Origin of the sequence: Brevibacillus sp. AY1 (assembly GCF_029870785.1) — a bacterium.
In the GTDB taxonomy this organism is placed as follows: domain Bacteria; phylum Bacillota; class Bacilli; order Brevibacillales; family Brevibacillaceae; genus Brevibacillus; species Brevibacillus invocatus.
This window is the reverse complement of the sequence record NZ_JAFLPN010000017.1, coordinates 16,678-41,966: the sequence shown is the minus strand read 5'-3', so window position 1 is coordinate 41,966 and position 25,289 is coordinate 16,678. Positions and strand designations below refer to the sequence as shown.

At 46.6% G+C, this 25,289-nt stretch carries 30 protein-coding genes; 4 read left to right on the top strand and 26 right to left on the bottom strand.

Annotated features, from left to right (window positions below; translation table 11 throughout):
- Positions 1–51 precede the first annotated feature (51 nt).
- From JZI27_RS14660 to JZI27_RS14640, 5 genes are all read right to left on the bottom strand, one after another.
- Positions 52–1,227 carry an aspartate aminotransferase family protein gene (locus JZI27_RS14660; RefSeq protein ID WP_251243924.1) on the bottom strand — a complete coding sequence of 392 codons (1,176 nt, stop codon included), beginning with the start codon at positions 1,225–1,227 and terminating at the stop codon, positions 52–54.
- A 20-nt stretch (positions 1,228–1,247) separates the two neighbouring features.
- Complete coding sequence (gene argB / locus JZI27_RS14655; protein WP_280207983.1) at positions 1,248–2,045, bottom strand: acetylglutamate kinase; 798 nt, start codon at positions 2,043–2,045, stop codon at positions 1,248–1,250.
- A gap of 16 nt (positions 2,046–2,061) precedes the next feature.
- Entirely contained in the window at positions 2,062–3,102 is a 1,041-nt protein-coding gene (gene argC / locus JZI27_RS14650; protein WP_280207982.1) for an N-acetyl-gamma-glutamyl-phosphate reductase, read from the bottom strand.
- 192 nt (positions 3,103–3,294) lie between these two features.
- Positions 3,295–3,669, bottom strand: a complete 375-nt coding sequence (cccB, locus tag JZI27_RS14645) for a cytochrome c551 (protein WP_280207981.1) — start codon at positions 3,667–3,669, stop codon at positions 3,295–3,297.
- A 71-nt stretch (positions 3,670–3,740) separates the two neighbouring features.
- Positions 3,741–4,010 carry a YciI family protein gene (locus JZI27_RS14640; RefSeq protein WP_251243920.1) on the bottom strand — a complete coding sequence of 90 codons (270 nt, stop codon included), beginning with the start codon at positions 4,008–4,010 and terminating at the stop codon, positions 3,741–3,743.
- Between the two features lie 125 nt (positions 4,011–4,135).
- Between JZI27_RS14640 and JZI27_RS14635 the strand changes: the two genes are divergently transcribed.
- Positions 4,136–5,035 (top strand): PAS domain S-box protein, encoded by a 900-nt coding sequence (locus JZI27_RS14635; RefSeq protein ID WP_280207980.1) that lies wholly within the window; start codon positions 4,136–4,138, stop codon positions 5,033–5,035.
- 29 nt (positions 5,036–5,064) lie between these two features.
- The gene (locus JZI27_RS14630; protein WP_251243918.1) at positions 5,065–5,355 is read left to right on the top strand and encodes an ATP-binding protein; all 291 of its coding nucleotides are present in this window, start codon (positions 5,065–5,067) and stop codon (positions 5,353–5,355) included.
- Here JZI27_RS14630 and prfB read toward each other — a convergent pair.
- The 4 genes from prfB to hpf form a co-directional block, all read right to left on the bottom strand.
- A protein-coding gene (gene prfB, locus JZI27_RS14625) for a peptide chain release factor 2 (protein ID WP_122907107.1) occupies positions 5,345–6,458 on the bottom strand; the annotation gives its coding sequence in 2 pieces (ribosomal slippage) (positions 5,345–6,376 and positions 6,378–6,458; 1,113 coding nt in all). The genes JZI27_RS14630 and prfB overlap by 11 nt on opposite strands.
- A gap of 115 nt (positions 6,459–6,573) precedes the next feature.
- Positions 6,574–7,032 carry a hypothetical protein gene (locus JZI27_RS14620; RefSeq protein ID WP_280207979.1) on the bottom strand — a complete coding sequence of 153 codons (459 nt, stop codon included), beginning with the start codon at positions 7,030–7,032 and terminating at the stop codon, positions 6,574–6,576.
- Positions 7,033–7,281: 249 nt separating this feature from the next.
- Positions 7,282–9,804 carry a preprotein translocase subunit SecA gene (gene secA / locus JZI27_RS14615; RefSeq protein WP_280207978.1) on the bottom strand — a complete coding sequence of 841 codons (2,523 nt, stop codon included), beginning with the start codon at positions 9,802–9,804 and terminating at the stop codon, positions 7,282–7,284.
- A gap of 245 nt (positions 9,805–10,049) precedes the next feature.
- Positions 10,050–10,607 (bottom strand): ribosome hibernation-promoting factor, HPF/YfiA family, encoded by a 558-nt coding sequence (gene hpf / locus JZI27_RS14610; RefSeq protein WP_280207977.1) that lies wholly within the window; start codon positions 10,605–10,607, stop codon positions 10,050–10,052.
- A gap of 205 nt (positions 10,608–10,812) precedes the next feature.
- Here hpf and JZI27_RS14605 point away from each other — a divergent pair, with 205 nt between their 5' ends.
- Positions 10,813–11,871, top strand: a complete 1,059-nt coding sequence (locus tag JZI27_RS14605) for an HD-GYP domain-containing protein (protein ID WP_280207975.1) — start codon at positions 10,813–10,815, stop codon at positions 11,869–11,871.
- A gap of 53 nt (positions 11,872–11,924) precedes the next feature.
- On the opposite strand, the gene cspD is transcribed toward JZI27_RS14605, so the two are convergent.
- From cspD to JZI27_RS14580, 5 genes are all read right to left on the bottom strand, one after another.
- Entirely contained in the window at positions 11,925–12,122 is a 198-nt protein-coding gene (cspD, locus tag JZI27_RS14600; protein ID WP_122907112.1) for a cold-shock protein CspD, read from the bottom strand.
- A 178-nt stretch (positions 12,123–12,300) separates the two neighbouring features.
- Positions 12,301–12,975, bottom strand: coding sequence for an amino acid ABC transporter permease (locus JZI27_RS14595; RefSeq protein ID WP_280207973.1), 675 nt, complete (start codon positions 12,973–12,975; stop codon positions 12,301–12,303).
- A gap of 101 nt (positions 12,976–13,076) precedes the next feature.
- Positions 13,077–13,880 (bottom strand): basic amino acid ABC transporter substrate-binding protein, encoded by an 804-nt coding sequence (locus tag JZI27_RS14590; RefSeq protein WP_280207971.1) that lies wholly within the window; start codon positions 13,878–13,880, stop codon positions 13,077–13,079.
- A gap of 353 nt (positions 13,881–14,233) precedes the next feature.
- Entirely contained in the window at positions 14,234–15,031 is a 798-nt protein-coding gene (locus JZI27_RS14585) for a flagellar motor protein MotB (protein WP_280207970.1), read from the bottom strand.
- Positions 15,024–15,845 (bottom strand): motility protein A, encoded by an 822-nt coding sequence (locus JZI27_RS14580; protein ID WP_280207969.1) that lies wholly within the window; start codon positions 15,843–15,845, stop codon positions 15,024–15,026. The genes JZI27_RS14585 and JZI27_RS14580 overlap by 8 nt, the downstream gene beginning before the upstream one ends.
- A 143-nt stretch (positions 15,846–15,988) precedes the next feature.
- Between JZI27_RS14580 and JZI27_RS14575 the strand changes: the two genes are divergently transcribed.
- Positions 15,989–16,165 carry a putative motility protein gene (locus tag JZI27_RS14575; protein ID WP_280207967.1) on the top strand — a complete coding sequence of 59 codons (177 nt, stop codon included), beginning with the start codon at positions 15,989–15,991 and terminating at the stop codon, positions 16,163–16,165.
- Positions 16,166–16,217: 52 nt separating this feature from the next.
- Here JZI27_RS14575 and fliT read toward each other — a convergent pair whose 3' ends face one another.
- The 12 genes from fliT to JZI27_RS14515 all read right to left on the bottom strand — a co-directional run bounded on the left by fliT (position 16,218) and on the right by JZI27_RS14515 (position 25,288).
- On the bottom strand, positions 16,218–16,577 hold the full coding sequence (gene fliT / locus JZI27_RS14570; protein ID WP_280207965.1) for a flagellar protein FliT: 360 nt from the start codon (positions 16,575–16,577) through the stop codon (positions 16,218–16,220).
- 5 nt (positions 16,578–16,582) lie between these two features.
- On the bottom strand, positions 16,583–16,960 hold the full coding sequence (gene fliS, locus JZI27_RS14565; RefSeq protein ID WP_280207964.1) for a flagellar export chaperone FliS: 378 nt from the start codon (positions 16,958–16,960) through the stop codon (positions 16,583–16,585).
- An 18-nt stretch (positions 16,961–16,978) separates the two neighbouring features.
- On the bottom strand, positions 16,979–18,460 hold the full coding sequence (gene fliD, locus JZI27_RS14560) for a flagellar filament capping protein FliD (protein WP_280207963.1): 1,482 nt from the start codon (positions 18,458–18,460) through the stop codon (positions 16,979–16,981).
- Positions 18,461–18,472: 12 nt separating this feature from the next.
- Positions 18,473–18,811, bottom strand: a complete 339-nt coding sequence (flaG, locus tag JZI27_RS14555) for a flagellar protein FlaG (RefSeq protein WP_280207962.1) — start codon at positions 18,809–18,811, stop codon at positions 18,473–18,475.
- A gap of 61 nt (positions 18,812–18,872) precedes the next feature.
- On the bottom strand, positions 18,873–19,856 hold the full coding sequence (locus JZI27_RS14550) for a Gfo/Idh/MocA family protein (RefSeq protein ID WP_280207961.1): 984 nt from the start codon (positions 19,854–19,856) through the stop codon (positions 18,873–18,875).
- A 12-nt stretch (positions 19,857–19,868) separates the two neighbouring features.
- Positions 19,869–20,891 carry a Gfo/Idh/MocA family protein gene (locus JZI27_RS14545; RefSeq protein WP_280207960.1) on the bottom strand — a complete coding sequence of 341 codons (1,023 nt, stop codon included), beginning with the start codon at positions 20,889–20,891 and terminating at the stop codon, positions 19,869–19,871.
- Positions 20,888–21,190 (bottom strand): hypothetical protein, encoded by a 303-nt coding sequence (locus JZI27_RS14540; RefSeq protein WP_280207958.1) that lies wholly within the window; start codon positions 21,188–21,190, stop codon positions 20,888–20,890. The genes JZI27_RS14545 and JZI27_RS14540 overlap by 4 nt, the downstream gene beginning before the upstream one ends.
- Entirely contained in the window at positions 21,187–21,768 is a 582-nt protein-coding gene (locus JZI27_RS14535) for an SGNH/GDSL hydrolase family protein (protein ID WP_280207956.1), read from the bottom strand. The genes JZI27_RS14540 and JZI27_RS14535 overlap by 4 nt, the downstream gene beginning before the upstream one ends.
- Positions 21,769–21,806: 38 nt before the next feature.
- Positions 21,807–22,634: an SDR family oxidoreductase gene (locus tag JZI27_RS14530; RefSeq protein ID WP_280207955.1), complete on the bottom strand. Its 828-nt coding sequence runs from the start codon at positions 22,632–22,634 to the stop codon at positions 21,807–21,809.
- Entirely contained in the window at positions 22,615–23,334 is a 720-nt protein-coding gene (locus JZI27_RS14525; protein ID WP_280207952.1) for an acylneuraminate cytidylyltransferase family protein, read from the bottom strand. Before JZI27_RS14525 ends, JZI27_RS14530 begins: the two co-directional genes overlap by 20 nt.
- Positions 23,331–24,242, bottom strand: a complete 912-nt coding sequence (locus JZI27_RS14520) for a Gfo/Idh/MocA family protein (RefSeq protein WP_280207949.1) — start codon at positions 24,240–24,242, stop codon at positions 23,331–23,333. The genes JZI27_RS14525 and JZI27_RS14520 overlap by 4 nt, the downstream gene beginning before the upstream one ends.
- The gene (locus JZI27_RS14515; RefSeq protein ID WP_280207948.1) at positions 24,239–25,288 is read right to left on the bottom strand and encodes a nucleotidyltransferase family protein; all 1,050 of its coding nucleotides are present in this window, start codon (positions 25,286–25,288) and stop codon (positions 24,239–24,241) included. The genes JZI27_RS14520 and JZI27_RS14515 overlap by 4 nt, the downstream gene beginning before the upstream one ends.
- Position 25,289: the final 1 nt, after the last annotated feature.

The window sequence follows — 25,289 nt, the reverse complement described above, 5'->3', positions numbered from 1 at the left end:
AATCCTTTCACTCGTTGCCCATGACAAATCATTCCATCTATTCACTATGTTTTACGCGAGGATTTCATCCAGGACCGTGATCACCTGCTCAATTTCAGCCTGTGTCGTTACGAAGGAAGGCAGCAAACGCAATACTTGTGGTCCTGCGCTCAACAGAATGACGCCCTTCTCGCGGGCCGCATGGATGACATCGTTTGCAGGAATGGTCAATTCAACACCCAGCAGAAGACCTTTTCCCCGGATTCCACTGATCTTTTCCGGATGTGCAGCCTGCAGTTTTTTCAGAGCTTCCATAAGCGTGTTGTGGATGGCTGCTACTTTCTCCAGGATTTGTTCTTCTTCCATCGTCTCCAAGGTAGCGATACCAGCCGTCGTCGCCAATGGATTTCCGCCAAAGGTCGTTCCATGAGTCCCCGGTGAGAAAGCTTCCGCTACTTCAGCAGTAGCCACCATCGCTCCGATCGGAAATCCACTTCCCAAACCTTTTGCCAAGGAGATCGCATCCGGCTTCACACCGTACTGCTGGAAAGCAAACCAGGTGCCCGTACGACCTATGCCCGTCTGTATCTCATCGACCAAAAGCAGCAAGCCATGCTGGTCACACAGCTCCCGCAAGGATTGAACCCACTCCACGTCTGCCGGGTGTACGCCGCCTTCTCCCTGTACTAGCTCAAGCATGATCGCGCACGTCTTGTCGGTAATAGCTCCTTGAACGGCAGCCAAGTCGTTGTATGGAACCGTGACAAAGCCCTCTGGCAAAGGTAAAAAACCGTCTTTTACTTTCGCCTGTCCGGTTGCGGTCAACGTCGCTAGAGTCCGTCCATGAAAGGACTGCTCAAACGTAATGACCTCATACTTGTCAGTTCCCTTTACTTTTTGCGCGTATCTGCGGGCAATTTTGATCAGTGCTTCATTTGCCTCAGCCCCACTGTTGCAGAAAAAAGCTCGGTCCAGACCGGACAAGCGGCTTAATTTTTCCGCGAGTACTTCTTGCTGCGGGATGTGCATCAGATTGGAGCAATGCCAGAGCGTATCCAGTTGCTCGTGCAGTTTTGCAGTTACCTTTGGCGGAACATGCCCCAAGGAAGTGACTGCGATGCCAGAGGTAAAATCGAGATATTGATTCCCCTTGTCGTCCCATACCTGGTTGCCTTGGCCTTTGACCAGACTGATCGGCCATCTTGCATAGTTATTCATGAGATGTGTAGAAGCCGTTACGGTGCTCATGCTCATTCTTCCCTCCCTTGTTAATCTTGTTTCACTTTCATACGAACAGTAGTACCTACAGCTTGATTGGCGCATACAGCCAGTAGGTCTTCAGCTGTCCCTTTGCATATGACGACCTGATCGACTCCTTGCCCGAGTGCATCCAGAGCGGATTGAACCTTCGGAATCATCCCTCCAGTAATCACTTCATCGGCAATCATCTGGGCGATGTCATCGGCGCTGGTCTCCTTCACCACAGCCTTGCTGCCATCTGTCTGCGGGCGGAGAATACCCGGTACATCGGTTACCATTACCAGCTTCTCTGCTGCCAGAGCTGCGGCGATGGCACCTGCGGCAACATCTGCATTGACGTTGAAGTGTTCCGTTCCATCCGCACTGACAGACAGCGGAGCGATGACTGGTACATAGCCCTGAGAAAGAATGGCTTGGGGAATCCCGATATTCGTCTTTTGAATTTCTCCTACCCATCCAAGCGGCTTGCTCGTCTTTTGTGCTACGAGGGTCTGCCCATCGATCCCGCTCACACCCCACGCCTTTGCCCCTGCCTGCGTCAATCTGCGTACGAGTGACTTGTTGATGCTGCCGCACAAGACCATTTCGACGACACCCAATGTATCCTCACACGTGACGCGCAGCCCATCCACGAATTGCGGCACAATTTGGACCCGATCCAGCATGGCGTTGATCGCAGGACCGCCGCCATGTACGATCACCAGCTTCTTTCCTTCCGCCTGCAGCTTGGCAATTGCCTGAAAAAAGCTGTCTGGCAGTTGATCCATTGTGCTCCCGCCACATTTGATTACGACAATGCCCTCCATCTATTGTTCTCCTCCTCTACGGGAATACGGGTACAAGCGGCAACCCCGCCGTTTCTGGCAGATCAAACATCACGTTCATGTTGTGAATGGCTTGCCCTGCCGCGCCCTTGACCACGTTATCGATCACGGACAACACGATGACCCGCCCCGTACGTTCATCTACATGTACAGCGATATCACAATAGTTGGAACCATACACCTCTTTTGTACGAGGGTGACTACCTGCTGGACGAACCCGTACAAAAGGCTGGTCGGCATACGTAGAGAGAAGCAATTCCTGAATTTGATCCGCACTCACCTGTGTGGTCAATTTGCCGTACGCAGTCGCCAGAATCCCTCTAGTCATCGGGATCAGATGAGGAGTAAATTGTACGATCGTCTCCACACCGCTCTGGCGCTTCAATTCTTGTTCAATTTCAGGCGTATGCTGATGCTGTCCTATCTTGTAGGCATGGATACTTTCATTGAGTTCACTGAAATGCACACCCAGTGAAACCCCACGCCCGGCTCCCGAGACACCGGACTTGGCATCCACGATCCAGCTCTGGGGATCTACCCAGCCACTTTTCGCCAATGGGAGCAGTCCGAGCAGCGTAGCGGTTGGATAGCATCCTGGGTTGGCAATCAGTTTGGCTCCTGCCACCTGCTCCTTGTTCCATTCCGTCAATCCGTAGGCGGCCTGCTTGATCCAATCTTCAGCAGCCGGCTCCCTTTTGTACCAGCTCTGATACACCGCTGGACTCTCTAGCCGAAAATCCCCAGACAGGTCAATGACCCTCCCCCCCATCTCCACCACTTGAGGAGACAACTGGGCGCTTACACCTGCTGGCGTCGCGAAAAACACTACATCATTTTCTTTGCTCAAATGATGGGCATCGATGCTCGACAGCGCAGGCAAGCCCAGATTGTATACATGCGGAAAAATTTTGTCCAGAGGCTCCCCTTCTGATGAGCTGGAATACAAATTCGCAATACGTACCTGAGGATGTCCTGCAAGCAGCCTAACAAGTTCCGCTCCCCCGTAACCAGTCGCCCCAACAATTCCGACCCGAATCATGATGGTTCCTCTCTCCCTGCTCTGTATTTTTATACATGAATAATAATAAAAATTCGCACCGAAAACAACCCTTTGTGCGAATCGCTTGTAAAAGCCAAAAGTAATCATGCATAGAAACGAGGAGCAGAATGCACATAAAAAAGGAAAAAGCGTCCGATCCATCTCGGGCGCTTCTTCGTTACTTGATAAAGCTTATTTCTTGTCTGCCAACCACGCAGCCAGTGTTTCAGCATCGTCACCTTTAACCAGACCTGGCGGCATGGAGCCTTTACCATTCTTCAACACTTCCAAAATCTGGTCCTTACTCAACGTGCCGCCAACCTTTTGCAGGTTCGGGCCGACCGCTCCTTCGAGTGTTTGACCATGGCAACCTGCGCAGGTGTTTTTATACAGCGCTTCTGCAGTCGCCGCATCATAGCTGCCAGATGGAGCAGTGGACGGAGCTTCGGTAGAAGGTGTTTCTGTTGCAGGCTGATTGGTATTGGGTTGAGTCTGTTGACCTCCGCCACAAGCGCTAAGGGCGAACACGAGTACAGCCGCAACCACACTAAGTAAAAGACGTTTCATGGGCTGTTTCCTCCTTTTCTCGATATTCTCCGCTAAGTATACCCTGACGTGAACAATTCATTCCTCTAGAACTATTTTAATGGCAATTCAAGTGGATTCCATTCACGCAGCTCCAGTGTACGCGCTCCTCCCACCACAACAGGGTCCGCTTCTGCCAATTGGCGAGCTTCTTCAGGCGTATCTGCCTTGTACATTACCAGACCGCCTTTTTTATCGGTAAAGGGACCTGCCATGACGACTTTTCCTTGCTTGTACAGGTCGTTGATATACTCCAGATGAGCCGGTCTCAGCGCTGTATTTTTTTCCTGGTCGATAATAGGCAAAAAAGCTACATACAACATGTTTTCCTCTCCTTTTGCACTGCCTGTTTGTCTGCATTATACCATTTGCATGGAAGATGACACCATGTACGTCCTGATTGCGCTTTACAGATTGTAGGAAAAGTGACAGGGAGGCGGTCTATGGGATGGGCAAAATGGCACATGTGTATTCGGCTCTTTTCCACCAAAATCCAGATGCGGTTTTCATCATGGACAGTCACGGTCATTTTACTGAGGTCAATGCTTCAGGTGAGTCTTTATCAGGGTACAGCTCAGCTGAATTGCGTAACATGACTTTTCGCGATCTTTTTTTGCCTTTAGGAGATCAGTATTCCCTTCGCAGCAAGCTGGGGCGCCTGATTGAGATCAGCTTGTCGAGTCTACCGGTTACGGGAGATTCCAAGAACGAAAGAACCTGTGTGATCGTGAAGGATATCCGTATGCAAAAGAAGATGGAAGTCGCTCTGCGGCAATCACAGGAAAATTTTAGACTTATCACAGAAAATGCGGATGATGTAATTCGCATCCTCGACCGATATGGCGGCATTACATACGCTTCGCCCTCGCATGAAACAGTATTGGGTCTGACGTCAGATGAAGTGCAAAACCTTCCTGGCTTCCATTCCCTGATTTATGTCGAGGATCGGCAAAAGGCAATCGACGACTTTGCGTTTATGGTTGAGACAAGACGTTCATTTAATCACGAATATCGATACCAGCATACGGATGGCAGTGTCCTGCTGTTTGAAGTAAGAGGTACACCAGTCATCGGTGCAGATGGTGAAATGGAACGTGCCGTGATTGTGGCCCGCAACATTTCAGAAAGACGCCGGTCAGAGGAGCTGCTTCGCTATTCGGACAAGCTCTCCGTTTTAGGGGAGCTGGCAGCCGGTATCGCGCATGAAATCCGCAATCCGCTGACCGCAATCAAAGGATTCATTCAATTACTAAAATCTGATGCGTCAACAACATACGGCTGGCTGCCCATTTTCCAGATCGATCCCCTGTCATTATTGGAGACGAATTTCAGATCAAACAGGTGTTGATCAACATTATAAAAAACGGCATGGAATCCATGCCGTCAGGAGGACTGCTTACGATCGAAGTGACGCAAAGCCAATCCGCTGTAAACATCTTTATTCGTGATCAAGGTGAAGGCATCCCCATGGAACTCATCCCCCGATTGGGCGAGTTGTTCTTCAGTACCAAGGAAGCAGGTACGGGACTGGGCCTTATGGTCAGCTCCAAAATCATCCGTGATCACAACGGAACAATCGAGATCACCAGCACAATTGGGGCTGGAACGACAGTGCTCATTTCACTGCCGGCCATTGGTGAAGCAGCTGAGCTCGCAATTAGCGAGTAATCTGGGAGCGCAGATAGGCATCGATAAACGTATCGATCTCCCCATCCATGACTGCCTGCACGTTGCCCACTTCAACGTTCGTCCGATGATCCTTGACGAGACTGTATGGATGGAAGACATAGGAGCGAATCTGGCTGCCCCAGGCGATATCCTTTTGCTCCCCTTGAATGGAAGCGAGTGTCTTTTCCTGCTCTTCACGCTTGCGTTCAAATAGACGGGCCATCAACATCTTCATGGCACGTTCACGGTTCTTGATCTGAGAACGTTCAGTTTGACAGGTCACCACAATACCTGTCGGAAGGTGAGTAATCCGGACAGCGGAGTCAGTCGTGTTGATGTGCTGACCGCCTGCACCACTGGAGCGGTAGGTATCCACCTTGAGGTCTTCCGATCGAATTTGCACCTCATTGTCGTCCTCGATCTCTGGCAGCACATTGCAAGAGACAAAGGACGTATGGCGACGGCCTGAAGCATCGAAAGGCGATATGCGAACGAGACGATGAACCCCTTTTTCTGATTTGAGGTACCCGTAAGCATTGTATCCCTTGATCAATAGGGTAACGCTTTTGACGCCCGCTTCATCTCCTGGCAGGTAGTCCAATGTTTCTACCTTGAAGCCTTTGGCATCTCCCCAACGCGTATACATACGCAAAAGCATGGAGGCCCAATCCTGCGATTCTGTACCACCCGCCCCCGGATGCAGCTCCAAAATCGCGTTGCTCTTGTCATACTCGTCGCTCAGAAGCAGCTCCAGCTCAAAGCTTTCAAATGACTTACGCAGTTCCTGCGTGCTGTCATACAAGTCCTGAATGAGAGAATTGTCCCCTTCCTCGATGACCAATTCCAGCATCAGCTGAAGGTCTTCGTATTGGGAATCCAGTTTGCCCATCGTCTCGACGAGGCTTTTAATGACATTCAGCTCGCTGATCGTTTTTTGTGCAGCGTCGTTGTCATCCCAGAAGTCAGGAGCCAGCATCCGCTCCTCCAGCTCACCAATCCGCTCTTCCTTTACAGGGAGGTCAAAGAGACCCCCTGATATCTGCTAAACGTTTAGCCATACTAGACATCTCTTGTTTGATGTCCGCAATGTCAATCAATGCCATGTTGCGAATCACCTTCTCTTCTCTAAGCTTGTGTTTATTGTATCGTAAATTCACCGATGCGCAAACACAACAGCGCGTCAAATCCAGAGAAGAAAGGTTCGATCCCAGGCCTTTTCTACAATAGACCCCGCGGCGGAGAGAGCGACGAACGTACGCCTCGCTGTTTTTGGGCTTGCCCACTCTCTTTTTGTGGAAAGGCGATCACCGATTGCTGTGCATTCGCAGACTTCATTCGCGTGTTCAGCCTGTTAGTCAGCATCACTGCGCTGCGCTCCTTTGCTTGGAAGCCGACTTGCTTGGTGCCGGGATCGAACCATCCCTTGAAATAAATCACTTGCTCTTGCCCGGACCAATTGGCTTGAGGAATTTCCTTCGTCAGCCTGTCCTCATAAAAGACGGGGTCCTGCACGGTAAACAGGTGCACCTTCTCTTCCCTGTCCACCGGGTAATCTGTATGAATGATTTGTATTTGATTGTTTTCTTTTCCACCGCGCATCACTGCTCTTAAGGTAGCTCCAATGTTCTCCAGAATTTCTTTCGCCTGTATGCCTAGCACGTTGACTGTCGTATTCATGTTCTCGTCCCCCGTCCACGTGTAATGTGAAAAAGTGTTGTACTTACGATTCTATGTTTTTCTCAAGCAATTACCAGCAGAATCGTTCGATGACATTTTGCAGTGTTAGACAAATCGACGCACCTGTTGCAGTGAGAAAGAATGGATTGGGACGAACGCTGTCTATTGGATAGGAAACAACAAGAAAAAAACCTTCCCTTATTGGACTAGGCCGTTAAGGAAAGGTTTTCGTACATGAATCGAGTCAAATTATTGGTTTTTCTTGTTCTGACGGCGACGCTCCTGATCCATTTGACGTCGCTGGGCGCGGTTCTTCGGATCTGCATCACCAGAAGTAGAGCTGGTAGGACGACTGTCAGGTCCCGAGGCTTCCTGTTTGGAGGTTTCGATTCCCTGGCCAGCGATGACGTCTTGACGCTCGAGGTTTTGGCTCACTTCTGCCTTCATGATGTACATCGCCACTTCCTCATCGACAGCAGCCACCATCGATTGGAACATCTCGTAGCCTTCAAACTGATATTCACGCAGCGGATCGTTTTGTCCGTAAGCGCGCAGGTGAATCCCTTGACGCAGCTGATCCATCGCATCGATGTGGTCCATCCATTTGCTGTCCACTGCACGCAGGATAATAACCTTCTCGAACTCGCGCATCATGTCGCCAATTTCCGCTTCGCGCTGATCGTATTGTTTCAGCACTTCGTTTTTCAGAAGCTCTGTAATCTCTTCCGCTTCCTTGCCTTTCAGCATTTTCGCGGTAATCACTTCATCGTGCAGGAACGTATTGTTGGCTGCATCTGCCAATGCCTGCAGATCCCAATCCTCCGGAACCTCTTCTTTCGGACAGAATGCTTGCACATTGCGCTCCAATACTCTGAACAACATCTGGAGTGCTATCTCGCGCAGATTATCCTGTTCCAGAATATCTCGGCGCTGCTTGTAAATCACGGAGCGCTGCTGGTTCATGACGTCATCGTACTGCAGAACCACTTTACGGGCATCGAAGTTGGAGCCTTCCACACGTTTTTGTGCAGATTCTACAGCACGGGTCACCAGACGGCTTTCGATCGGCATGTCTTCTTCCATTCCCATACGATCCATCATGCCCATGATATTGTCAGCACCAAAGCGGCGCATGAGTTCATCCTGCATGGAGAGGAAGAATTGAGAAGAACCTGGGTCACCTTGACGTCCTGCACGACCGCGCAGCTGGTTATCAATACGGCGACTCTCGTGACGCTCTGTACCAATGATATGAAGGCCGCCGATATCGGCAACACCTTCACCTAGCTGAATATCCGTACCGCGACCGGCCATGTTGGTGGCAATCGTTACTGCACCATACTGACCAGCGCGAGCGATAATCTCGGCTTCACGCGCATGCTGCTTCGCATTCAGTACATTATGCGGAACGCCTTTTTGCTTCAGCATTTGGGAGAGCTTCTCGGAATTTTCGATAGAGATCGTACCCACCAGGATCGGCTGACCTTTTTTATGGCGTTCCACGATATCATTCACAACAGCCCGATATTTAGCTGCTTCTGTCTTGAATACCAGGTCAGAAGCGTCTTTGCGCAACACGGGCTTGTTGGTTGGAATCGCAACGACATCCAGACCGTAGATTTTCTTGAATTCTTCTTCCTCTGTCTTGGCTGTACCTGTCATACCCGCCAGTTTTTGATACATACGGAAGTAGTTTTGCAGGGTAATCGTCGCCAGCGTCATGCTCTCGCTTTGCACACGCAGCCCTTCCTTGGCTTCGATCGCCTGGTGCAAGCCTTCGCTGTAACGACGTCCGACCATCAAACGACCGGTAAACTCGTCAACAATCACCACTTCGCCGTCTTGCACCACGTAATCTACGTCGCGCTTGAACAGCACTTGAGCTTTCAGCGCAGCCGTGATGTGGTGATTCAGCGTCATATGTGCAGTATCGTACAAGTTCTCGATGTTGAACGCTTTTTCGATCTTGGCTACCCCTTCATCCGTCAGGGAGACGATCTTCAGCTTTTCATCGATCGTGAAGTCTTTTTCCTGCTCCAAACGCTTCACAAAGTGAGAACAGATGTAATACAGCTCCGTGGAGCGATTCGCAGATCCGGAAATGATCAGTGGTGTACGCGCTTCGTCGATCAAGATACTGTCGACCTCGTCAATGATCGCAAAGAAAAGAGGACGCTGCACCATCTGTTCCTTATAAAGCACCATGTTGTCGCGCAGGTAGTCAAAGCCGAACTCGTTATTGGTACCATAGGTTATATCACAAGCGTATGCCTCGCGCTTTTCTTCTGCGTTCAGCCCGGTTTTGTTCAACCCCACCGACAAGCCCAGAAAGTTGTACAGTTTTCCCATGATACTGGAGTCGCGCTCTGCCAAGTATTCGTTCACTGTCACGATGTGGACACCTTTGCCCTGGAGCGCGTTCAGGTAGGTAGCGAGCGTAGCAACCAGCGTTTTACCTTCACCGGTTTTCATCTCCGCAATACGCCCTTCCTGCAGAACCATACCACCAATCAGCTGTACATCGAAGTGGCGCATGCCCAGAACGCGCTTGGATGCTTCACGGACTACAGCGAACGCTTCGTTGAGAATGCTGTCCAGCTTTTCGCCCTTTTCCAGACGAGCTTTAAACTCCTCTGTCTTGGCACGCAGGCCATCATCTGAAAGCGCAGAAATACTCGGCTCCAGCGCGTTAATGGCTTCTACGCGCTTGAACATCTTTTTGACTTCGCGTTCATTGCTATCGCCAAACAATTTTTTTACGAGTCCTAACATGAGGACACCCCTTCCATATGCTCCCAACAGGCTCTTGAGCTTAGCCTGTGCAGGAGGGTTCCACATATCCTCATTCTCGCAAAAAAAGCTATCGTTTTCGCGACAGAACGGGATATCGATTTTTTTCTACCATTTTAATGCTCTCTAAAAAGCTATTTTATCAAAACATTGCTCAGATACACAAGTAAAGGGAGTTGCCAATAGCAACTCCCTAGTTTATACGAGTATGCGCTTGAAAGGTTGCGTTATTTAGGCTCAATCAACCCGTAACGCCCATCGTTGCGACGATACACGACATTGACGTCATTGGTATCGCTGTTTTGGAAAACGAAGAAGTTGTGACCCAGCATATCCATCTGCATGACTGCCTCATGCGTATCCATCGGCTTCAGGTCGAAGCGTTTGGTTCGGACAATATCGATTTCGATGTCCTCGTCATCCTGATCAGTCATCATGACAGCCACCGGTTGGGCGTCTCGCTGCATGGCCCGGCTGTTGCTATCCACTCTCAGCTTTCTCATCAGCTTTGTTTTGTGCTTGCGAATCTGACGTTCCAGCTTTTCTACCACCAAATCGATGGCAGCATACATATCTTCATGCGTTTCTTCTGCTCGGATAATCACCCCGTTCAGTGGGATGGTTACCTCGATCGTGCCTTCTCCTCGATGCACCTGCATGGTAACTTGTACATCTGCTGGGAGCGGCTCTTCAAAATATTTGGTAAGACGGCCGACTTTCTTTTCCACATAGTCACGAAGTGCTGCGGTGATCTGAATGTTTTCTCCACGAATGTTGAATTTCATGGTTCCAACCTCCTTCCGTCTATATAAAGGTATTCGGCGCGATTGTAAAAAATCCTCCTCACAACTTTAAATAATCTTTACTTTCTTTTCACTTTACATGCAAAAATCGACAAAATCCTACCAATACTTACGATATTCTCTATGATATAATGGACGAAAACACTCAAATACGCCGCGGTTGTCGATCGCACAGGAGGCCCTCACAATGACAGAGGTGAAACCTTCCCGCTCTATCATTGGAAAAACACTGGCAAAAGATGTATTCAATGAATATGGGCTCCTACTATTACCTGCAGGTGTCGCCCTACATCAGAGTGACATTCGACTGCTCCATTCTCATCAAGTTCGAACCGTATTTGTAGCAGATTTGAACGAGATTTTAGAACTACAAAAACCTTTTCCCCTTTTGTACCAGACAGAAGAGGAAGGGACGCGACAATACATGCTGGCTGTCATGCGGCTGGAACAATTGTTTCAACACATCTCAATTGGCAAAATCCCTGCTCTTCACCAGTTTAGTCAAGCCTTCAGCCCTCTATTTGAGTATATCGTTCCAAATTGGGGCTTTCTTCGCTTTGTTTACAATATGGGAGGAACTGAGAATTACCTGGCACGTCACTCCGTCCATGTAGGCATCGTCGCCGCCTTGATCGGCAAATTGATGGGCTTATCAGAAGAGACGATCTCTTTGTTGTCACATGCCGGACTCTTGCACGACATCGGCAAGCTGCATATTCCTGACGAGCTGCTTTCCAAGCCTAGCCACCTGGAGGCCGAGGAATATGAAGTGATGAAACAGCATACCGTCTACGGTGACCAGATCATACGTAAAATGGAAGGCTCCGATCCGCTGATGGCTTTGTGTGCGCTGCTCCATCACGAACGCCTGGATGGTAGCGGATATCCGCTGAACCGGATGAAGCCGGAGATCCCTTTAGAATGTCAGATCGTCAGTGTCGCTGACTTTTTTGACGCACTGTGCACGGATCGCGTCTATCGAAAAGGCGTCTCCCCGTTCGAAGCGGCCAACCTGCTCTGGGAACAAGCTTGTGTCAAAAAGCTAAACCCCACGATTGTCTCCTGTTTCATTCAATACATCGCCATGCTGTATATCGGTTCCCAGGCTGTACTGAATACAGGCGATGCCGTTGAGATTTTGCTCATACACAAAGATGAACCTACGCGCCCACTGGTCCGCAGAGGCGATGAATTCCTCGATTTGCGCCAGTACCGCTCGCTTCATATCGCAAAAATGATCGGCTAAAATACCAATCCCCCTGCACCCGTCTAGTTGGGTACAGGGGGATTTCATTTGTTCTACAGTTTGACTACGTTGGCTGCTTGCGGACCGCGGTCGCCTTCCACAATATCGAATTCTACCTCTTGTCCTTCATCCAGCGAACGGAAGCCATCCGACTGGATTGCAGAGAAGTGTACGAATACATCGTCGCCGCCTTCGCGCTCAATAAAACCAAAACCTTTTTCTGCGTTAAACCATTTTACTTTGCCTTGCATGAAACAGCACAACCCTTTCTTTTTGAGAAAAACGTCTCGACTTGACGTTTTTCATCAAATTTGATTTGACCACTCGCTCCTCGCATAGAAGAAGGATCGCAGCCGTTTTGTAAGAATCTGGGATTGTCTCCCGTGTGTTTGACTATATCATGCCCACCTCGGACAGTCAAATTCCCTGTTAGCGTGAAGAGTACTTTTTCTCCAGCCCCCGGACGACAACGCGCGAGAGGAACAATGTAAGCACCAGGTATATGGCCGCTTCCGTCAAATACGGAGGATACCTTTCGAAGGTGCTCTTGGCCACGTTCATTGCCGCATAGTTCAATTCCGGTGTCGCAATGACGGCTGTTAAGGATGAGTCCTTCAAAAGGGAGATGAATTCGTTACCAAAGGCAGGCAGCATACGTGTAAAAGCCTGCGGTAGAATGATCACGCGCATCGCTAATCCTTTGCTCATCCCAAGCGAACGCGCTGCTTCCATCTGGCCCGGGTCAATCGATTGTATCCCTGCCCGGAAAATCTCCGCTATATACGCTGCTGCATTGAGCGATAATGCTACAAAGCCTGAGTAGATCGCTTCCGGGCTGCTTTGTCCCGGGTAGAGAAACCCCCATATGGAGGGAATGACTGCAAAGTGAATGAGTAAAATCTGTACCAGCATCGGCGTTCCTCGAAACAGCTCCACGTAGATCGCACAAATCCAGCGCAGTATCTTGATGCTCGACATCTTCCCCAAGCTGATGAACAGCCCCAGGATCAACCCACAAACCGTAGCGACCACAGTCAAAAGAATCGTATTGATTACACCGCGATAAAACAGCTCACGATAATCGTAAATGACGCTCCAATCCAAGCAAACTTCCTCCCTTTCAGCACGACATCTGCTGTTGCAGACAGGTAAACGGGTACGCCTCACATAAGACGTACCCGGTCTGTCTCATACGGCTTTCCTAGTTAGTTGTTGCCGAAGTATTGGTTGTAGATTTCCTGGAGCTTTCCGTTTTCCTTGATCTTTTTCAAACCATCGTTGATTTTAGCCATGATCTCCGTGTTGCCCTTTTTCACCATGACGCCGTAGTACTCTTTCTCGAAGGAATCGTCATTGACCAGCTTGAACGTTTTGCCCGGATTTTTCTTTGCGTAGAAGGCAATGACGCCGTTGTCTCCCACGACAGCATCCACACGGCCGTTGAAGAAGTCATCGACGGAGGAAGGCATGTCGTCGTAGCCTTTCAACCCTTCGTAGGTAGCGCCGAATGCCTTTTTCACTGCTTCTTCACCTGTTGTCGCAGCCTGTACCCCGATATTCTTTCCTTGAAGGTCCGCCAGTTTCGTAACAGGAGAATCCTCTGCAACCAGAATTAACTGATTTGCCTCAAAATAAGAATCCGAAAAATCGTATTTTTTCTTCCTGTCTTCTGTAATCGTAATCGAGGAAATCCCGATGTCTACCGTTCCTTTATCCAACCCGTCAAACAGCGGGTCCCAACCGGTATTGCGCCACTCGATCTTGAAGCCGCCTGCTTCCGCAATCGCATTCATAACATCGATGTCGTGACCCGTAATCTTGCCGTCAGCCTCCAACACCTGGAACGGCGGATAGGCCGCGTCGGTCCCGACTACGTAAACCTTATCCTCTGCACTGCCTCCTGCTGCCGAGCCACTACTCTGCTGACTGCCAGACCCACAGGCAGATACCAAAAGTCCTACCCCAACAGTCAGTGCCAGTGCAGCCAACCACTTTTTCCCGATTTTCATGCAATAACCCCCTAGACTCTGTCTTTTTCTGTGAAAAACGTCCCCTCTCATCGGGGGATTGAAACAACTCATCGTTTTTCAGCAAGCTGGATGTGACCGCTTGCGGCCTAACCCTTTTGTCCCCAATCATGTCCACAAGAAAATCACGTGTTTTTTGCGTTCTCCACAGAGTTATCCACATTATCCACATGTCGTTGTGCACAAGCTGGGAATAACTTTTGACGACTCCATGCTACTCGTCTGCCAAGTGCATGCAAGCCAAAGGAAAAAAAGAAGGACTCCCATCAGATATACTTCTCCCTGATATAGTGGAATCCTTCTGAAAAATCTCTATTATTCAACAAATAATTCAATTATTCCTTCTCTGCAAGGATCATGATTTCGACACGACGGTTGCGCGCCCGATTTTCAGCATTGGAGTTGTCCACCAGAGGCTTGTGCTCGCCCCATCCGGCCACCGTAAATCGCGTGGCGGGCAAGCTATGGACATCCACCATCTCACGCATGACGGCAATCGCGCGAGCCGAGGAAAGCTCCCAGTTGGACTTGAACGCACTGCGCCCGATCGGCACGTCATCCGTGTAGCCCTCGATGCGCACGTAATGAGAAAAGCCATGCAGGACTCCTGCTACTGTAGCGACTACTTCCTTTCCTTCCTCTCGCAAATCCGCCGAGCCACTCGCAAACATAATCGTCTCCGGCAGACGAATCCGCAGACCTTCCCCTGTCTCTTCAAAATCGAGATTCAATTCAGCCAAAGCAGACGACAGCTGGGTTCGTACCTTGTCCATATCCCGCTCCCCCGCTTCTGAAGTGCCTACGGGCGGCTGTGGGACGTTTGGCGCTTCCCCGCTGCCTTCTTGTGTCCCTTCATCAGACAACGTTTTCTTTCGCGCTTCCAGCTGATGAACCTCCCGCTGCAGCTCCAGCTTTTGCAGGTTCAACAAATCCAGGCTTTCATGCACCTGTTGCAAATTCTCTTGCTGCTGAGCCACTTCTTTTTTGGCCTCTTCCCGCTCAGACTTGATGGCCGTCGAAGAGGAAGCCGCGATAATCACCACGATAATGAACAGCAGCGTAATCAGGTCACTGTAGCTGAGCAGCCAGCTTTTCTCCAGCTCCTTCTCGTCGTAAAGCCGATCATCATGCATAGCGGTGATCCTGCCTTTCAATCGTGCCCCGCATGCTGCCAGGCTCTCGGACCAAAACCAGCTTCTGGTCCTCTGGCAGAAACGAGTTCAGCTTTTCAAACAGCAAGCGTGGCGTTTCCAAACGCTGCAATCCGACGCAGCCCTCTATGTAGAGCTTTTTTTCAAACATTTCCTGGTCAAAAATATCCATCAGCCGGTAATAGCACGGCAATGCCAGCATATTTGCCAGCAAGGCACCGTACAAGGTCGCTACGACCGCTGTACTCAGGCTTAGACCAGTCTGCGAGAGATCCTCCAGGCTTCCCAGAACCCCTGTCATTCCGAGCAGCGTCCCCACCAGCCCCATGCCGGGAGCAAGCAAGCTGATCAGGCGAAAAAAGCCGCCGGCCTGCTGGTAGCGGTATTGCTCTCCCTTTAGTTCGTTCTCCAGCACCAGGCGAAGCTCTTCCTCTGTCACGCCTTCGATCGCCAAGAGGCTGCCGCGTTGGACGAAGGTATCACGCTCTTGCTGTAGCTCCTTCTCCAGTGTGAGCTGGCCTTGCTCTTTTTGCACCAGCGCGTAGTAGTAGAAACGCTTGATGGTCTCCTCAACGTTCCCCTGGCGGCCGTGGATCAAGAGTCGGATCATGCTGCGCAGCTTTACGTGCTTGCGCTTGATCGCGTAGGAGATCAGGATGGCCAGGGCGACCATTTCGAGGGCGGCGAGGTTGAGGAGGTCGGAGAGATTGCCGTTGAGGTAGACGGCGTGTATAAAGACGAGGAGGACGGTACAAATGAGGAGTATGGAGCGGCGTTTTGTTGACAAGGGTGTCACCTTCCTAGTAGATTGCGAAAAGATGAGATTATTATAGCAGAGGTTGCGATAGATCAGGGAGTACGCATCGGCGATCGTAGTAACGAAAGTAAGTGATTAAGACGATAAACATAAAGATAGCTAATGGACAGCGAGGTGAGTATATGAACGCGATTCAATTGCAACAAGCGGTCAATATCAGTTTGACCAAGCAGGTACAGGAGACAGTGCAAGCCCAGGCAGCGATGTTGTTGGAGGGATTTGCACAGACACAGCAGAATGTTCAGGCATTACAGGCGCCACATCCGTCGTTGGGGAAGGTTATTGATCTACAAGCATAGGCACGCCACTAATACTACCTTTACGTGAAAAACGGCCGAATACCGGCCGTTTTTAATTTTTGCGGTCAAAAAATGCTCCGTATCCACTTGGTCCCTCATCATTGTATGAGTGCATTGCTTGCTTACTGCGTTGAACATTGTTTAGCTGATTTTGAACACCTTGTTTTCGTTTGTCCATGAGTGGAATTAACCGTTGATTAACATCGTGAATCTTGGTTAATTTCTCACGTTGTAAATCAGAAATTGTAGAACTTGTGAGAGCACTATTCTGGATTATTGAAACCAATTCTTCTCGTTCATCTAAAATAGCAAGCCATTCGTCTGGATCGGAGTCCGTATGAGTAACTGCCTGCTCGAGGCGAAGTGTAGCCTCGAGCAGGCGGTCTAGTAGCGCGTCTGCTGATTGGTTCATTGCCTTCATCCTTGTTTCTTCGCCAACTGCATGGCTTCTTTCCATGTGTCTCTGAACTGGACGAATAGATCTTCTACTTCGCTTAAAATAGTGATGTCCTTGCGAATGTTTGCTTCGATCGTACGTTGCAGCATGTATTCGTAGAGTTTGAGGAACTCCTTTGAGATTTCATACTCGTTGTTTAAAGTGGACATCAATTCATACAGGATGTTTTGTACTTTAAGGGAGGTCTCATGGGCTCTTGCAACATTTTTTTCCTCAATAGCGCTTTTGGTCTGTTTGATAAACTTAATTGCGCCATTGTACAGCATCAAGGTCAAATCAGCAGGAGTCGCGGTTGTTACCTGATTGGATTGATAGGTCTGAGCAGCATTTTGTAACATCTGCATCGCTCCCTGTTATTATTGTTGCCCCAGCATTTGTGCGAACCAAGAACCTTGGGATTGGGCTTTGGACATCGCTTTTTCCATGGCAGTGAATTGTTTCCAGTAGCGGTTCTCGATGATTTTGAGGCGGTCTTCCCAGCGTTGGATGTCTTCGTCTGTTTGTTTAAGCTTTTTGCCGAGACTGCTGTCGTCATAGATGGTTCCCGATGAACCTGCTTCTTTTGTTACCTTATCCATGATTTTGTTCAGTTCACCATAGAGTCGTTCAGCTAATCCACTCTCTTGATATTTTTTGCCCAAATCTGTCTTTTCCGAACTATAATTAGTAAACAATTTCATGACATCATCGCCATTATTACGAATTGCTTCGCGAAGTTTCGTTTCATCAATATACAATTTTCCATTTTCTTGATAAGCGTACTTTCCGTTAGGAGGTCCACCAATACCAATTTCAGATAGGGTATCGAATGCCTTATTAACACCATCAACCTGAAGAGGCGTACTTAAGGCCCGTCGCAATTCTGTTAATCCACTTGTAAGGATTGGATCACGTAGTAGTATACCGCTGCGAGCCATATTTTCCATTTTCTCAGCCGTTTTATCATTAAGTGCTTCTTTTTCTTCATCTAACAATGGCTGGTAGCCTTTGTATTTGGGTTCGGAAATCTTTTTGTTGATTGTTTCGATAACTGCATTGTATTTATCTACAAAATCTTTTACGGTGTTGAAAATAGAGTCTACGTCCGTTTTAGTATGAATCGTAATGGGTGCACCTTCGTTTGATTGCTTCAAGGAAATTTCGATACCGTCAAAAGTAAAGGTATTTGTATCAGATTTGTAGAGAACACCATTAATCATAAATGAAGCAAGTGTTCCTCCTTTTTTTTCAACGTCTACTGCCTCTATCCCTAATTTGTTTCCTTCAGGGGCTGTAGTTCCTATTGAAAAATCACTTCCATCATCTGAGGTTAATACGAACTGATCATTAAAGTAGCTTGCTTTTATTCCTGCATTGGAGCTGTTGATCTTATTGATGATACTTTCAATGGTATCCTCGCTTTTTACATCTATAACGGTGGCCTCTGCACTCGAATCCTTCTTGAGTGTAATCCTGAATTCCTCGTCAATCTTTGTTGTGGTATTCGGTAATGTAGAAGTAAACGAGGCAGTAGCTGGCTTGGCTGCAACTGCAGGGTTAATTACTTCTACTGTATAAGATGAGAGAGCAGGACTGCCAACTACCCTGGCCGAAGCTATAGAGTCGTTTTCTGATGTAGCTACCTTTTTATTGAAACTACTAGACAACCGGAGATTTTTCATGGAATTTTGCAAGTCTGCTAGAAGCGTGTTCATTTCACGGTAGGCATCACGCTTCCACTCAACCGTATATTTACTCCGTTGCAATCGGTTAACAGGCTCTCGTTGTGCTTTCATCAGGTCTTTGATGATCTTTTCTGTATCCATCCCTGATGCCATACCGCTTATCCGTATTCCCATTACTCCACCCTCCTACCTTTTCTCATCGACAAGCAATCCAATCATCTCATGCATTTTGGCGACCATATCCATAACCTTTTTTGAAGGGATTTCTCGAATTACCTCGTTTGTTTGATCGTCTATGACTTGCACAAAGTACTCATTGAGATCTTCATGCAATGTAAATTTGATATGGGAGCTAGTCGATTGAAGCCATTTGTTTATTCCCGTTATTTCCTGTTCTATACTTCGCTTATCTAATTGTGGATCCTTGACGGCTACTTCCCTCTTGCTCTGCGACTGACTACTTGTCTGACCAAATTCAGTGTAAGGCTTCGTTTTTCCGTAATTTTGAATAGCGCCAACATCCATTTGCAATCCTCCTTAGGATATATTCTCCTAAGATAGTTATCGGTTTATTTATGAAGATATTTTACTTTTCACTTTCATCGATTCCTTTTAAGAGGTCAACCAATCGCATGGTGCCAACAGCATCATGAATAGACATCCTACCTTTATAGTCAGTATTTTTATTTTCAATGATGACCTCTTTGACGAAGTACTCGAGTTGTTGAACAAAGCCGGGCTTTTCTTCAACATCTTGTCGGCTCGGAATAAGTCTGTATGGTTCGCGATTTCTCAAATACACGTGCGCTTCTTCCAAATTTGAAAATTGAATTTTGCCGTCCGGAATGTAAAGTTCGTAATTCCAGTTTCCAAAAGAGTGCCAATATGCTTGAAAAGTGATTGGCGTATTCGACTCAGATACAATTAGGGCAGCATACCGATGGTTAAAGGGCTCTTCTACTAAATTGTTCGAAAAAAAGTGGATTTTTTTCAAATCACCACAATAATGGCGAATTAAATCAATACAATGAATACTGTTTCCAGTAAAAAGTACTTCTAATTTATCTAGTGGATAATCATTTTCTCTCAGCGCCCTGTATCGTTCAAACACATCCATTCTCATTCCGAGAAGACCACCAGAGGTATCGATTAATTGCTTAGCCTGATCAACGATACTATAAAAACGACGATTAAAGGCCACCATTACGCTCGTTTGATGACGACTAGCGAGAGAGGACAATTCGATTGTTTGTTGCAACGTAAGACCTGGGGGTTTTTCTATCAATAACGGTATTCGGTACGGTATTAGATTCATCGTAACATCGCGAGTGGATAATATCGGTACCGCCACAATAATTCCGTCCAATTCCTCGTCGGAAAGCATCTCAGCGATATTTGTATAAGTATGTGGTATGCCTAATTCATTCCGAGCTCGTTCGTTACTAGCTTCCGATCGATTGGCAGCAGCTTGGACTCGAACTTTAATATCTCCTTGCTTTTCCAACCAGTTAACAGCATTTATATAATGCGGTGCAATTGTACCAGTTCCTACAATCCCAAGTTTTATCATGTACATCCCTCGCTACGTAAATAAAAACCTCTTCTCGACATATTCACGATCTGTTATAGGTAATTTGACAAGTCTATTTTCTCGTTCAGAAGAGTAATGTATACCGATAATGGCCTCAAGAGCGTCTGCCGCATGTTGAGGATCTGCCGGAACCTGATCCCGGAGCATACTTGTTATCAGTTCTCGGCATAACTCAATCATATCTAATTTAATGGTATATATCTCCTTCTCAAGCAAAGGAGTTCCATACCGTGTAACAGGAAGAGACCTGTCCGCTACAGTTCTGGCTTCAATGATATACACTCGTTGCAATTCATTAACAGTAATACGGCCGTATCTTCCATTAATTACGAGCAGCGGAGGAATACCAGTATCCTCAGTTAATTCAAAAAACATCCGGGTGCCGGAACGGAAGTGTAAAATTGCATAGCCACCAGGGTCTTTAAATTGAGCACCTCTTGGATTAGGGACTCCTTCATCATTCAGAAAACCACATAACTGCTCGATTTTATCATCTAGCAAAAAACTGACTAGATCTATAAAGTGGGTTCCATTGCACCCCATCTGTCCGCCACCCATCGAGAACATTATGCTTTCAACAGAACCTATTACCTCGTTTTTAATCTTCTCTCGTAGTAAAACATAATCGTCTGCCCATCTCCTTCCGTGATTGACCGAGAGCAATACATCTTTCGCACTTGCCAGATCAATCATTTTCCTTGCTTCTTCAAGCGAAGTTGCGATTGGTTTTTCACAGATGATCCTTGGAATACCATACCTAAGTGCATCTATGAACAGAGAGTAGTGACTCGGACCATTTGAAGCAATGATGAGTAAATCGATATTTTCATTTTTTAGCATGTCTACATGTGTTGTGTAGGATGCTAGTTCCTTTACCGAATATGTATCACGAACTTTTTCGATTGCAGCTGTTCTTACATCTGTTACCGCAAGTTTATACTGAGGAAATGTTTGTAATGCTTCGACATACCTCTGTCCCATCGGTCCCAAACCAATAATGCCTATGGTCGTCATCTTATTTGCTCCTTTATCATTTCCACGAGTTGATGCAACGCAGGGTGAAGTATATCGTTCTGGCGGACAAAGCGAATATATTCAATTGTTTTGCTCCAATCTTGCAGTTGGTAGGACAGATATATAAGGTTATACAAATTATCCCCGTAATAAGGGAAATTTTCAAAGGACTCGCAAAAACATTTGTAGCTCATCTCAGGGCTATTTTCGTATAACTGGCATCCTCTTACATTTTCATAAAATGCCGTTAAGCGTTCAACGAGATTTTTTGCAATCAATTCATTTCCTTCTTTATTCAAGTGTTGATCGTCCGGAAGTAAATAAAGATGAGGATTTTCACTATGGACGTATGTTTCCATATCATATAAAATATTTGATGGTGATTTTCTCTGCTTTTTAAAACTACATTGTATGCACGAATCTGATCTAAGATTCCTGGATATCGTTGTTCCATCTTAACTGAAGTCGGGCAAATTCCGATAACAATGAGTTTCGTATCCGGACGTTGTTCCAGAAGGGATAAGATGTGGATATAATGCTGTTCAAATTCAGAAAGTTCCACAAGCTGTTTACCACCGAGATTCTCTCTGAACCAACAATCTACAATTCCAACCTGCATTACAATAACATCTGGCTGGAAAAAGAACAGGTGATCCCAGAACCTTGCAGAAATATCTTTCATGGTTGAGAAGCGTTGCGCACGGTTTGTCACTGTTATTTCAGTAGTTGTATATTTTTTTCTCATTGCCTGTTCGACTAAATAGCCATAAGTTTCTTGGAAACGAACAGCAAGTTCCTCTTTTAATGCTGGAATGTAATTGTTAATTCTATGGGGCCTTGGTAATGCGAGCGAGTCTCCAAGTATAATGATATTCATAGTTATCTCCAACATTTCATGACATGTTTATTCTTCATTCACCAGACTGACATTCCACCATCCACTACTATTTGTTGACCAGTCACATAGCTGGACGCATCAGATGCGAGATAGATTAATGCCCCCACTAGCTCCTCTGGTTGTGCCATTCTGGAAAGTGGTACACGATTCGAGTACTTTTGAATGAATTCCGCATTTTGTCCGCTTTTTACTCCGCCGGGAATTAGCGTGTTCACTCGAATACCATTTGGTGCCCAATACGTAGCCAAATATTTTGTTAACCCTATGACAGATGCTTTTGATGATGAATAGACTGCAGGGGTATTAATTTGTCTATTAAGATAAAATGAGTCCTCATAAATCCGATTATCCGGTGCCACGATTCCATAAATGGAGCCTGTTTGGATAATAGACCCTCCTTTATTTTGCAGTACCATTTGTTTTCCAACTGCTTGAGCTACCAAAAACATTCCTTCCATGTTCACAGATATAATTTCTCTCCATTGTTCAATGGAATAATCTTCGAATGGAGCAAAAAATGCGTCCAAATCCTTCGACTTACTTGCAGCATTGTTGTGCAGAATATGAATTTCTCCAAATTCACGGACAGCTTCTTCAACCATTTTCTTTACAGAATGAGGCGAAGAAACATCACACGAAAGACCAAGACACTTGACACCATATAATGTTTCCAACTCAAGTGCAAATTCTTGCACTTCATAATCAATCAAGTCTACGACCACAACATTAGCTCCGAATTCAGCAAGCCCTCTACAAAAATGTTTACCCAGTATTCCAAGTCCACCGGTAACAATGGCTGTTTTTCCTTTTAAATCAAACGACCTCTTATAGGAATAGTTTTTCATACGAATCCCTCTTTTGCGTTATTAGGAAGTCAACAAACATGAAGTCCAATTCGGAGTCAATATCAATTGAACGATCCTCTGGCATTTCATATAACAAAGTGTCCTTTTGTATGATTGTTTTGGCTTCATAAAAGGTATTTCGCTTCCACACATAGATTGAGGCGTTCATATCGTAACATTTGGGTGAATCCTGTCTTCGAGCTATGCCTCCGTCCAATTCCTTGGAAAGCATTACATATCCATATTTATTTCGTTCTACCAAATTAAAGTAGGGAGATCTTCTAGAAGGGGCAGCTGTAATGACATTGGAACATATTTGACCTTCTAACAATGTCACGGCTCCTTGTATATCTTCAATGGTACGAAGTGGAGAGGTAGCATCCAAATCAACGATAGTTTCGAACGTTATATTCAATCTCTTTTCAACCTCTTGAACACAATGCTGAATAGCAGGAAGTTTTGCTGATTCATCTGTTGCCATCTCGTTGGGTCTCTTTATCAGAAAGTCGGCTCCATATTCTCTGGCAACGTTTAGAATTTCTTCGGAGTCACTACTTACCGCAATGTACTCAAAAATCCCAGATAATTTTGCTTGTCTGATACTAAATGCAATGAGAGGCTTATTCAAGATATGGCGAATGTTTTTGTTTTTTACCCCCTTTGAGCCACCACGTGCACATATGGTACAAATACGTTTCATCTAAACACCCAACTCCTTTTTTGATTTGCCTCTTCAATACCTTTAATCATAGACATTACCTCGCTTGCCTCTACTATTTGACAAACATCTTCCGCTCTTCCATACATAACAGCCTTATGTTGGGCAATATATGTAAAGTCTCGATTCACTTCATACGTCTCCGTTTTTTCATTTACAGATAGAGTATTATGAATTAAATCTACTTTTATCGTACCTGCATTTGTATTCGCAATTATGTGTCTTATTGGGCATCTGTCCAAATAATTTATATGAATAGATACAGCTGGGCACTTAGTAGTTTGCAATAAAATAGAATATACGTCATCACTGTCAATCTCCAAGTTGCTGAAATGTCCACCAATGGCCGTAACACTTTTCCAACCACCTGTTAGCCAATTGACATAATCCAACTCATGACTCAGATCTCGCAACACCCCTCCCCCTTCACTTTTCTTAGCTGAATAGACATTACGATAATCCGTAAGGGGACGCCAATCAGGAAGGTATTGTCCAGTATACACATGAAGCGAATGAATAACTTGCTCTTTCAGAAGATCCCGGAGTTTCTGTATTCCTGGATGGAAACGAAGATTGTAACCAACGAAAATGTTTTCAAAAAAATATGGAGGCATCTCGATTTCGTCATGAAAAAGCGGCTTTTCCACCAGCACTTTCCCGGCAAATCCCTCTTTTGACAACTCTGACAACGAATTATGATGCTCCGCCGTTTTATTTGCAACGACTACATATTGGGGGTCTTCGGCTTGCAATGCTTGAGTAATCGATGCATACGTAGTGTGCCATTCAATTTGTCGGCAACTAACGACGGATACTCTACATCCTAACTCTTGCAAAAGACGAGCATGCCTCATTCCAATTGAACCGAAACCAATAACGAGCGCCCTCAACTGAATACCTCCAAATACTCCCTGTTTGCTTTTTCGAAATCGGCCATCCGACCTATGTCAAGCCAGTATTCTCGAATAGGAAACACAATGGAGTGCTTTTCTTCTTTCATCAGCAATTCGAACAAACTTGGCATATCAAAATACTGCTTGTTCGGGATCCATTCCAAAACACTGGGGCTCAGCACATAGATGCCTGCATTGACAAAAAAACGTTGCGTAGGCTTTTCCTCAATGGAAACTAGCCTATGCTTGTCGAGTCTGACAACGCCATAAGGAATCTGATGATCGTATTCGCGTACGCACATGGTAGCTTCAGCTTGATATGTCTTGTGAAAATCAAGTAGCTGTTCAAAGTTTACCTTCGTCAACAAATCACCGTTCATGACAAAAAAAGGCTCAGTCGGCTGTTCTGGCAATAGACTCAATGCTCCCGCAGTCCCCAGCGATTCTTTTTCTTCCAAATAATGGATGTTGACTCCCCAATTGCTGCCGTCCCCAAAATAGTCTTGAATCATCTCTGCTTTATACTTTACAGAGATAAAAAACTGATGAAAGCCTTGGTCGATGTAGCTTTGCAAAATGGTTTCCAGCAATGGCTTGTTCCCCACTTTAAGCAACGGTTTGGGGCAATTATGAGTAAGCGGATACAGCCGTGTGCCCAGGCCGCCAGCCATTAAAACGACCCAATTTTCCTTTTTGACAGGGCGCAATAAATCATTAAGCATTTCTACATGGACAATTTTCCCGTCCTCATCCACGATTGGAACTTGGTGAATCTGTTTGATTTTCATGAGAGCAAGAATGTTTTCACGGGAGTCGTAGGGGGAGACCACTGTCGGATAGGGATTCATGATCATGGAAATTGGATCTTTCAAAGCCTTCCCTTTCAAAAGTCCTCTACGGATATCGCCATCCGTTACGGTTCCCACTAATCGGTCACTCTCATCAGTAACCAATGCAATTTGTCGGGCATTCCTATCTATTATTTCCAACGTGTCGAGGATTGGGGTATTCGGTGAAACCAACAGGTCTCTCCAATTCACCACT

What these genes read in the sequence shown, in the direction of transcription:
- cspD (WP_122907112.1), bottom strand. Translation starts at nt 12,122, where the DNA reads ATGCAAGGCAAAGTAAAATGGTTTAACGCAGAAAAAGGTTTTGGTTTT.
- JZI27_RS14575 (WP_280207967.1), top strand. Translation starts at nt 15,989, where the DNA reads ATGAACGCGATTCAATTGCAACAAGCGGTCAATATCAGTTTGACCAAG.
- JZI27_RS14590 (WP_280207971.1), bottom strand. Translation starts at nt 13,880, where the DNA reads ATGAAAATCGGGAAAAAGTGGTTGGCTGCACTGGCACTGACTGTTGGG.
- JZI27_RS14620 (WP_280207979.1), bottom strand. Translation starts at nt 7,032, where the DNA reads ATGAATACGACAGTCAACGTGCTAGGCATACAGGCGAAAGAAATTCTG.
- fliS (WP_280207964.1), bottom strand. Translation starts at nt 16,960, where the DNA reads ATGTTACAAAATGCTGCTCAGACCTATCAATCCAATCAGGTAACAACC.
- JZI27_RS14630 (WP_251243918.1), top strand. Translation starts at nt 5,065, where the DNA reads ATGCCGTCAGGAGGACTGCTTACGATCGAAGTGACGCAAAGCCAATCC.
- hpf (WP_280207977.1), bottom strand. Translation starts at nt 10,607, where the DNA reads ATGAAATTCAACATTCGTGGAGAAAACATTCAGATCACCGCAGCACTT.
- JZI27_RS14660 (WP_251243924.1), bottom strand. Translation starts at nt 1,227, where the DNA reads ATGAGCACCGTAACGGCTTCTACACATCTCATGAATAACTATGCAAGA.
- argB (WP_280207983.1), bottom strand. Translation starts at nt 2,045, where the DNA reads ATGGAGGGCATTGTCGTAATCAAATGTGGCGGGAGCACAATGGATCAA.
- cccB (WP_280207981.1), bottom strand. Translation starts at nt 3,669, where the DNA reads ATGAAACGTCTTTTACTTAGTGTGGTTGCGGCTGTACTCGTGTTCGCC.
- JZI27_RS14585 (WP_280207970.1), bottom strand. Translation starts at nt 15,031, where the DNA reads ATGCATGATGATCGGCTTTACGACGAGAAGGAGCTGGAGAAAAGCTGG.
- JZI27_RS14635 (WP_280207980.1), top strand. Translation starts at nt 4,136, where the DNA reads ATGGGCAAAATGGCACATGTGTATTCGGCTCTTTTCCACCAAAATCCA.
- argC (WP_280207982.1), bottom strand. Translation starts at nt 3,102, where the DNA reads ATGATTCGGGTCGGAATTGTTGGGGCGACTGGTTACGGGGGAGCGGAA.
- JZI27_RS14535 (WP_280207956.1), bottom strand. Translation starts at nt 21,768, where the DNA reads ATGAATATCATTATACTTGGAGACTCGCTCGCATTACCAAGGCCCCAT.
- JZI27_RS14605 (WP_280207975.1), top strand. Translation starts at nt 10,813, where the DNA reads ATGACAGAGGTGAAACCTTCCCGCTCTATCATTGGAAAAACACTGGCA.
- JZI27_RS14550 (WP_280207961.1), bottom strand. Translation starts at nt 19,856, where the DNA reads ATGATAAAACTTGGGATTGTAGGAACTGGTACAATTGCACCGCATTAT.
- secA (WP_280207978.1), bottom strand. Translation starts at nt 9,804, where the DNA reads ATGTTAGGACTCGTAAAAAAATTGTTTGGCGATAGCAATGAACGCGAA.
- flaG (WP_280207962.1), bottom strand. Translation starts at nt 18,811, where the DNA reads ATGGATGTTGGCGCTATTCAAAATTACGGAAAAACGAAGCCTTACACT.
- JZI27_RS14640 (WP_251243920.1), bottom strand. Translation starts at nt 4,010, where the DNA reads ATGTTGTATGTAGCTTTTTTGCCTATTATCGACCAGGAAAAAAATACA.
- JZI27_RS14530 (WP_280207955.1), bottom strand. Translation starts at nt 22,634, where the DNA reads ATGAAAAACTATTCCTATAAGAGGTCGTTTGATTTAAAAGGAAAAACA.
- fliD (WP_280207963.1), bottom strand. Translation starts at nt 18,460, where the DNA reads ATGGGAATACGGATAAGCGGTATGGCATCAGGGATGGATACAGAAAAG.
- JZI27_RS14545 (WP_280207960.1), bottom strand. Translation starts at nt 20,891, where the DNA reads ATGACGACCATAGGCATTATTGGTTTGGGACCGATGGGACAGAGGTAT.
- JZI27_RS14525 (WP_280207952.1), bottom strand. Translation starts at nt 23,334, where the DNA reads ATGAAACGTATTTGTACCATATGTGCACGTGGTGGCTCAAAGGGGGTA.
- fliT (WP_280207965.1), bottom strand. Translation starts at nt 16,577, where the DNA reads ATGAACCAATCAGCAGACGCGCTACTAGACCGCCTGCTCGAGGCTACA.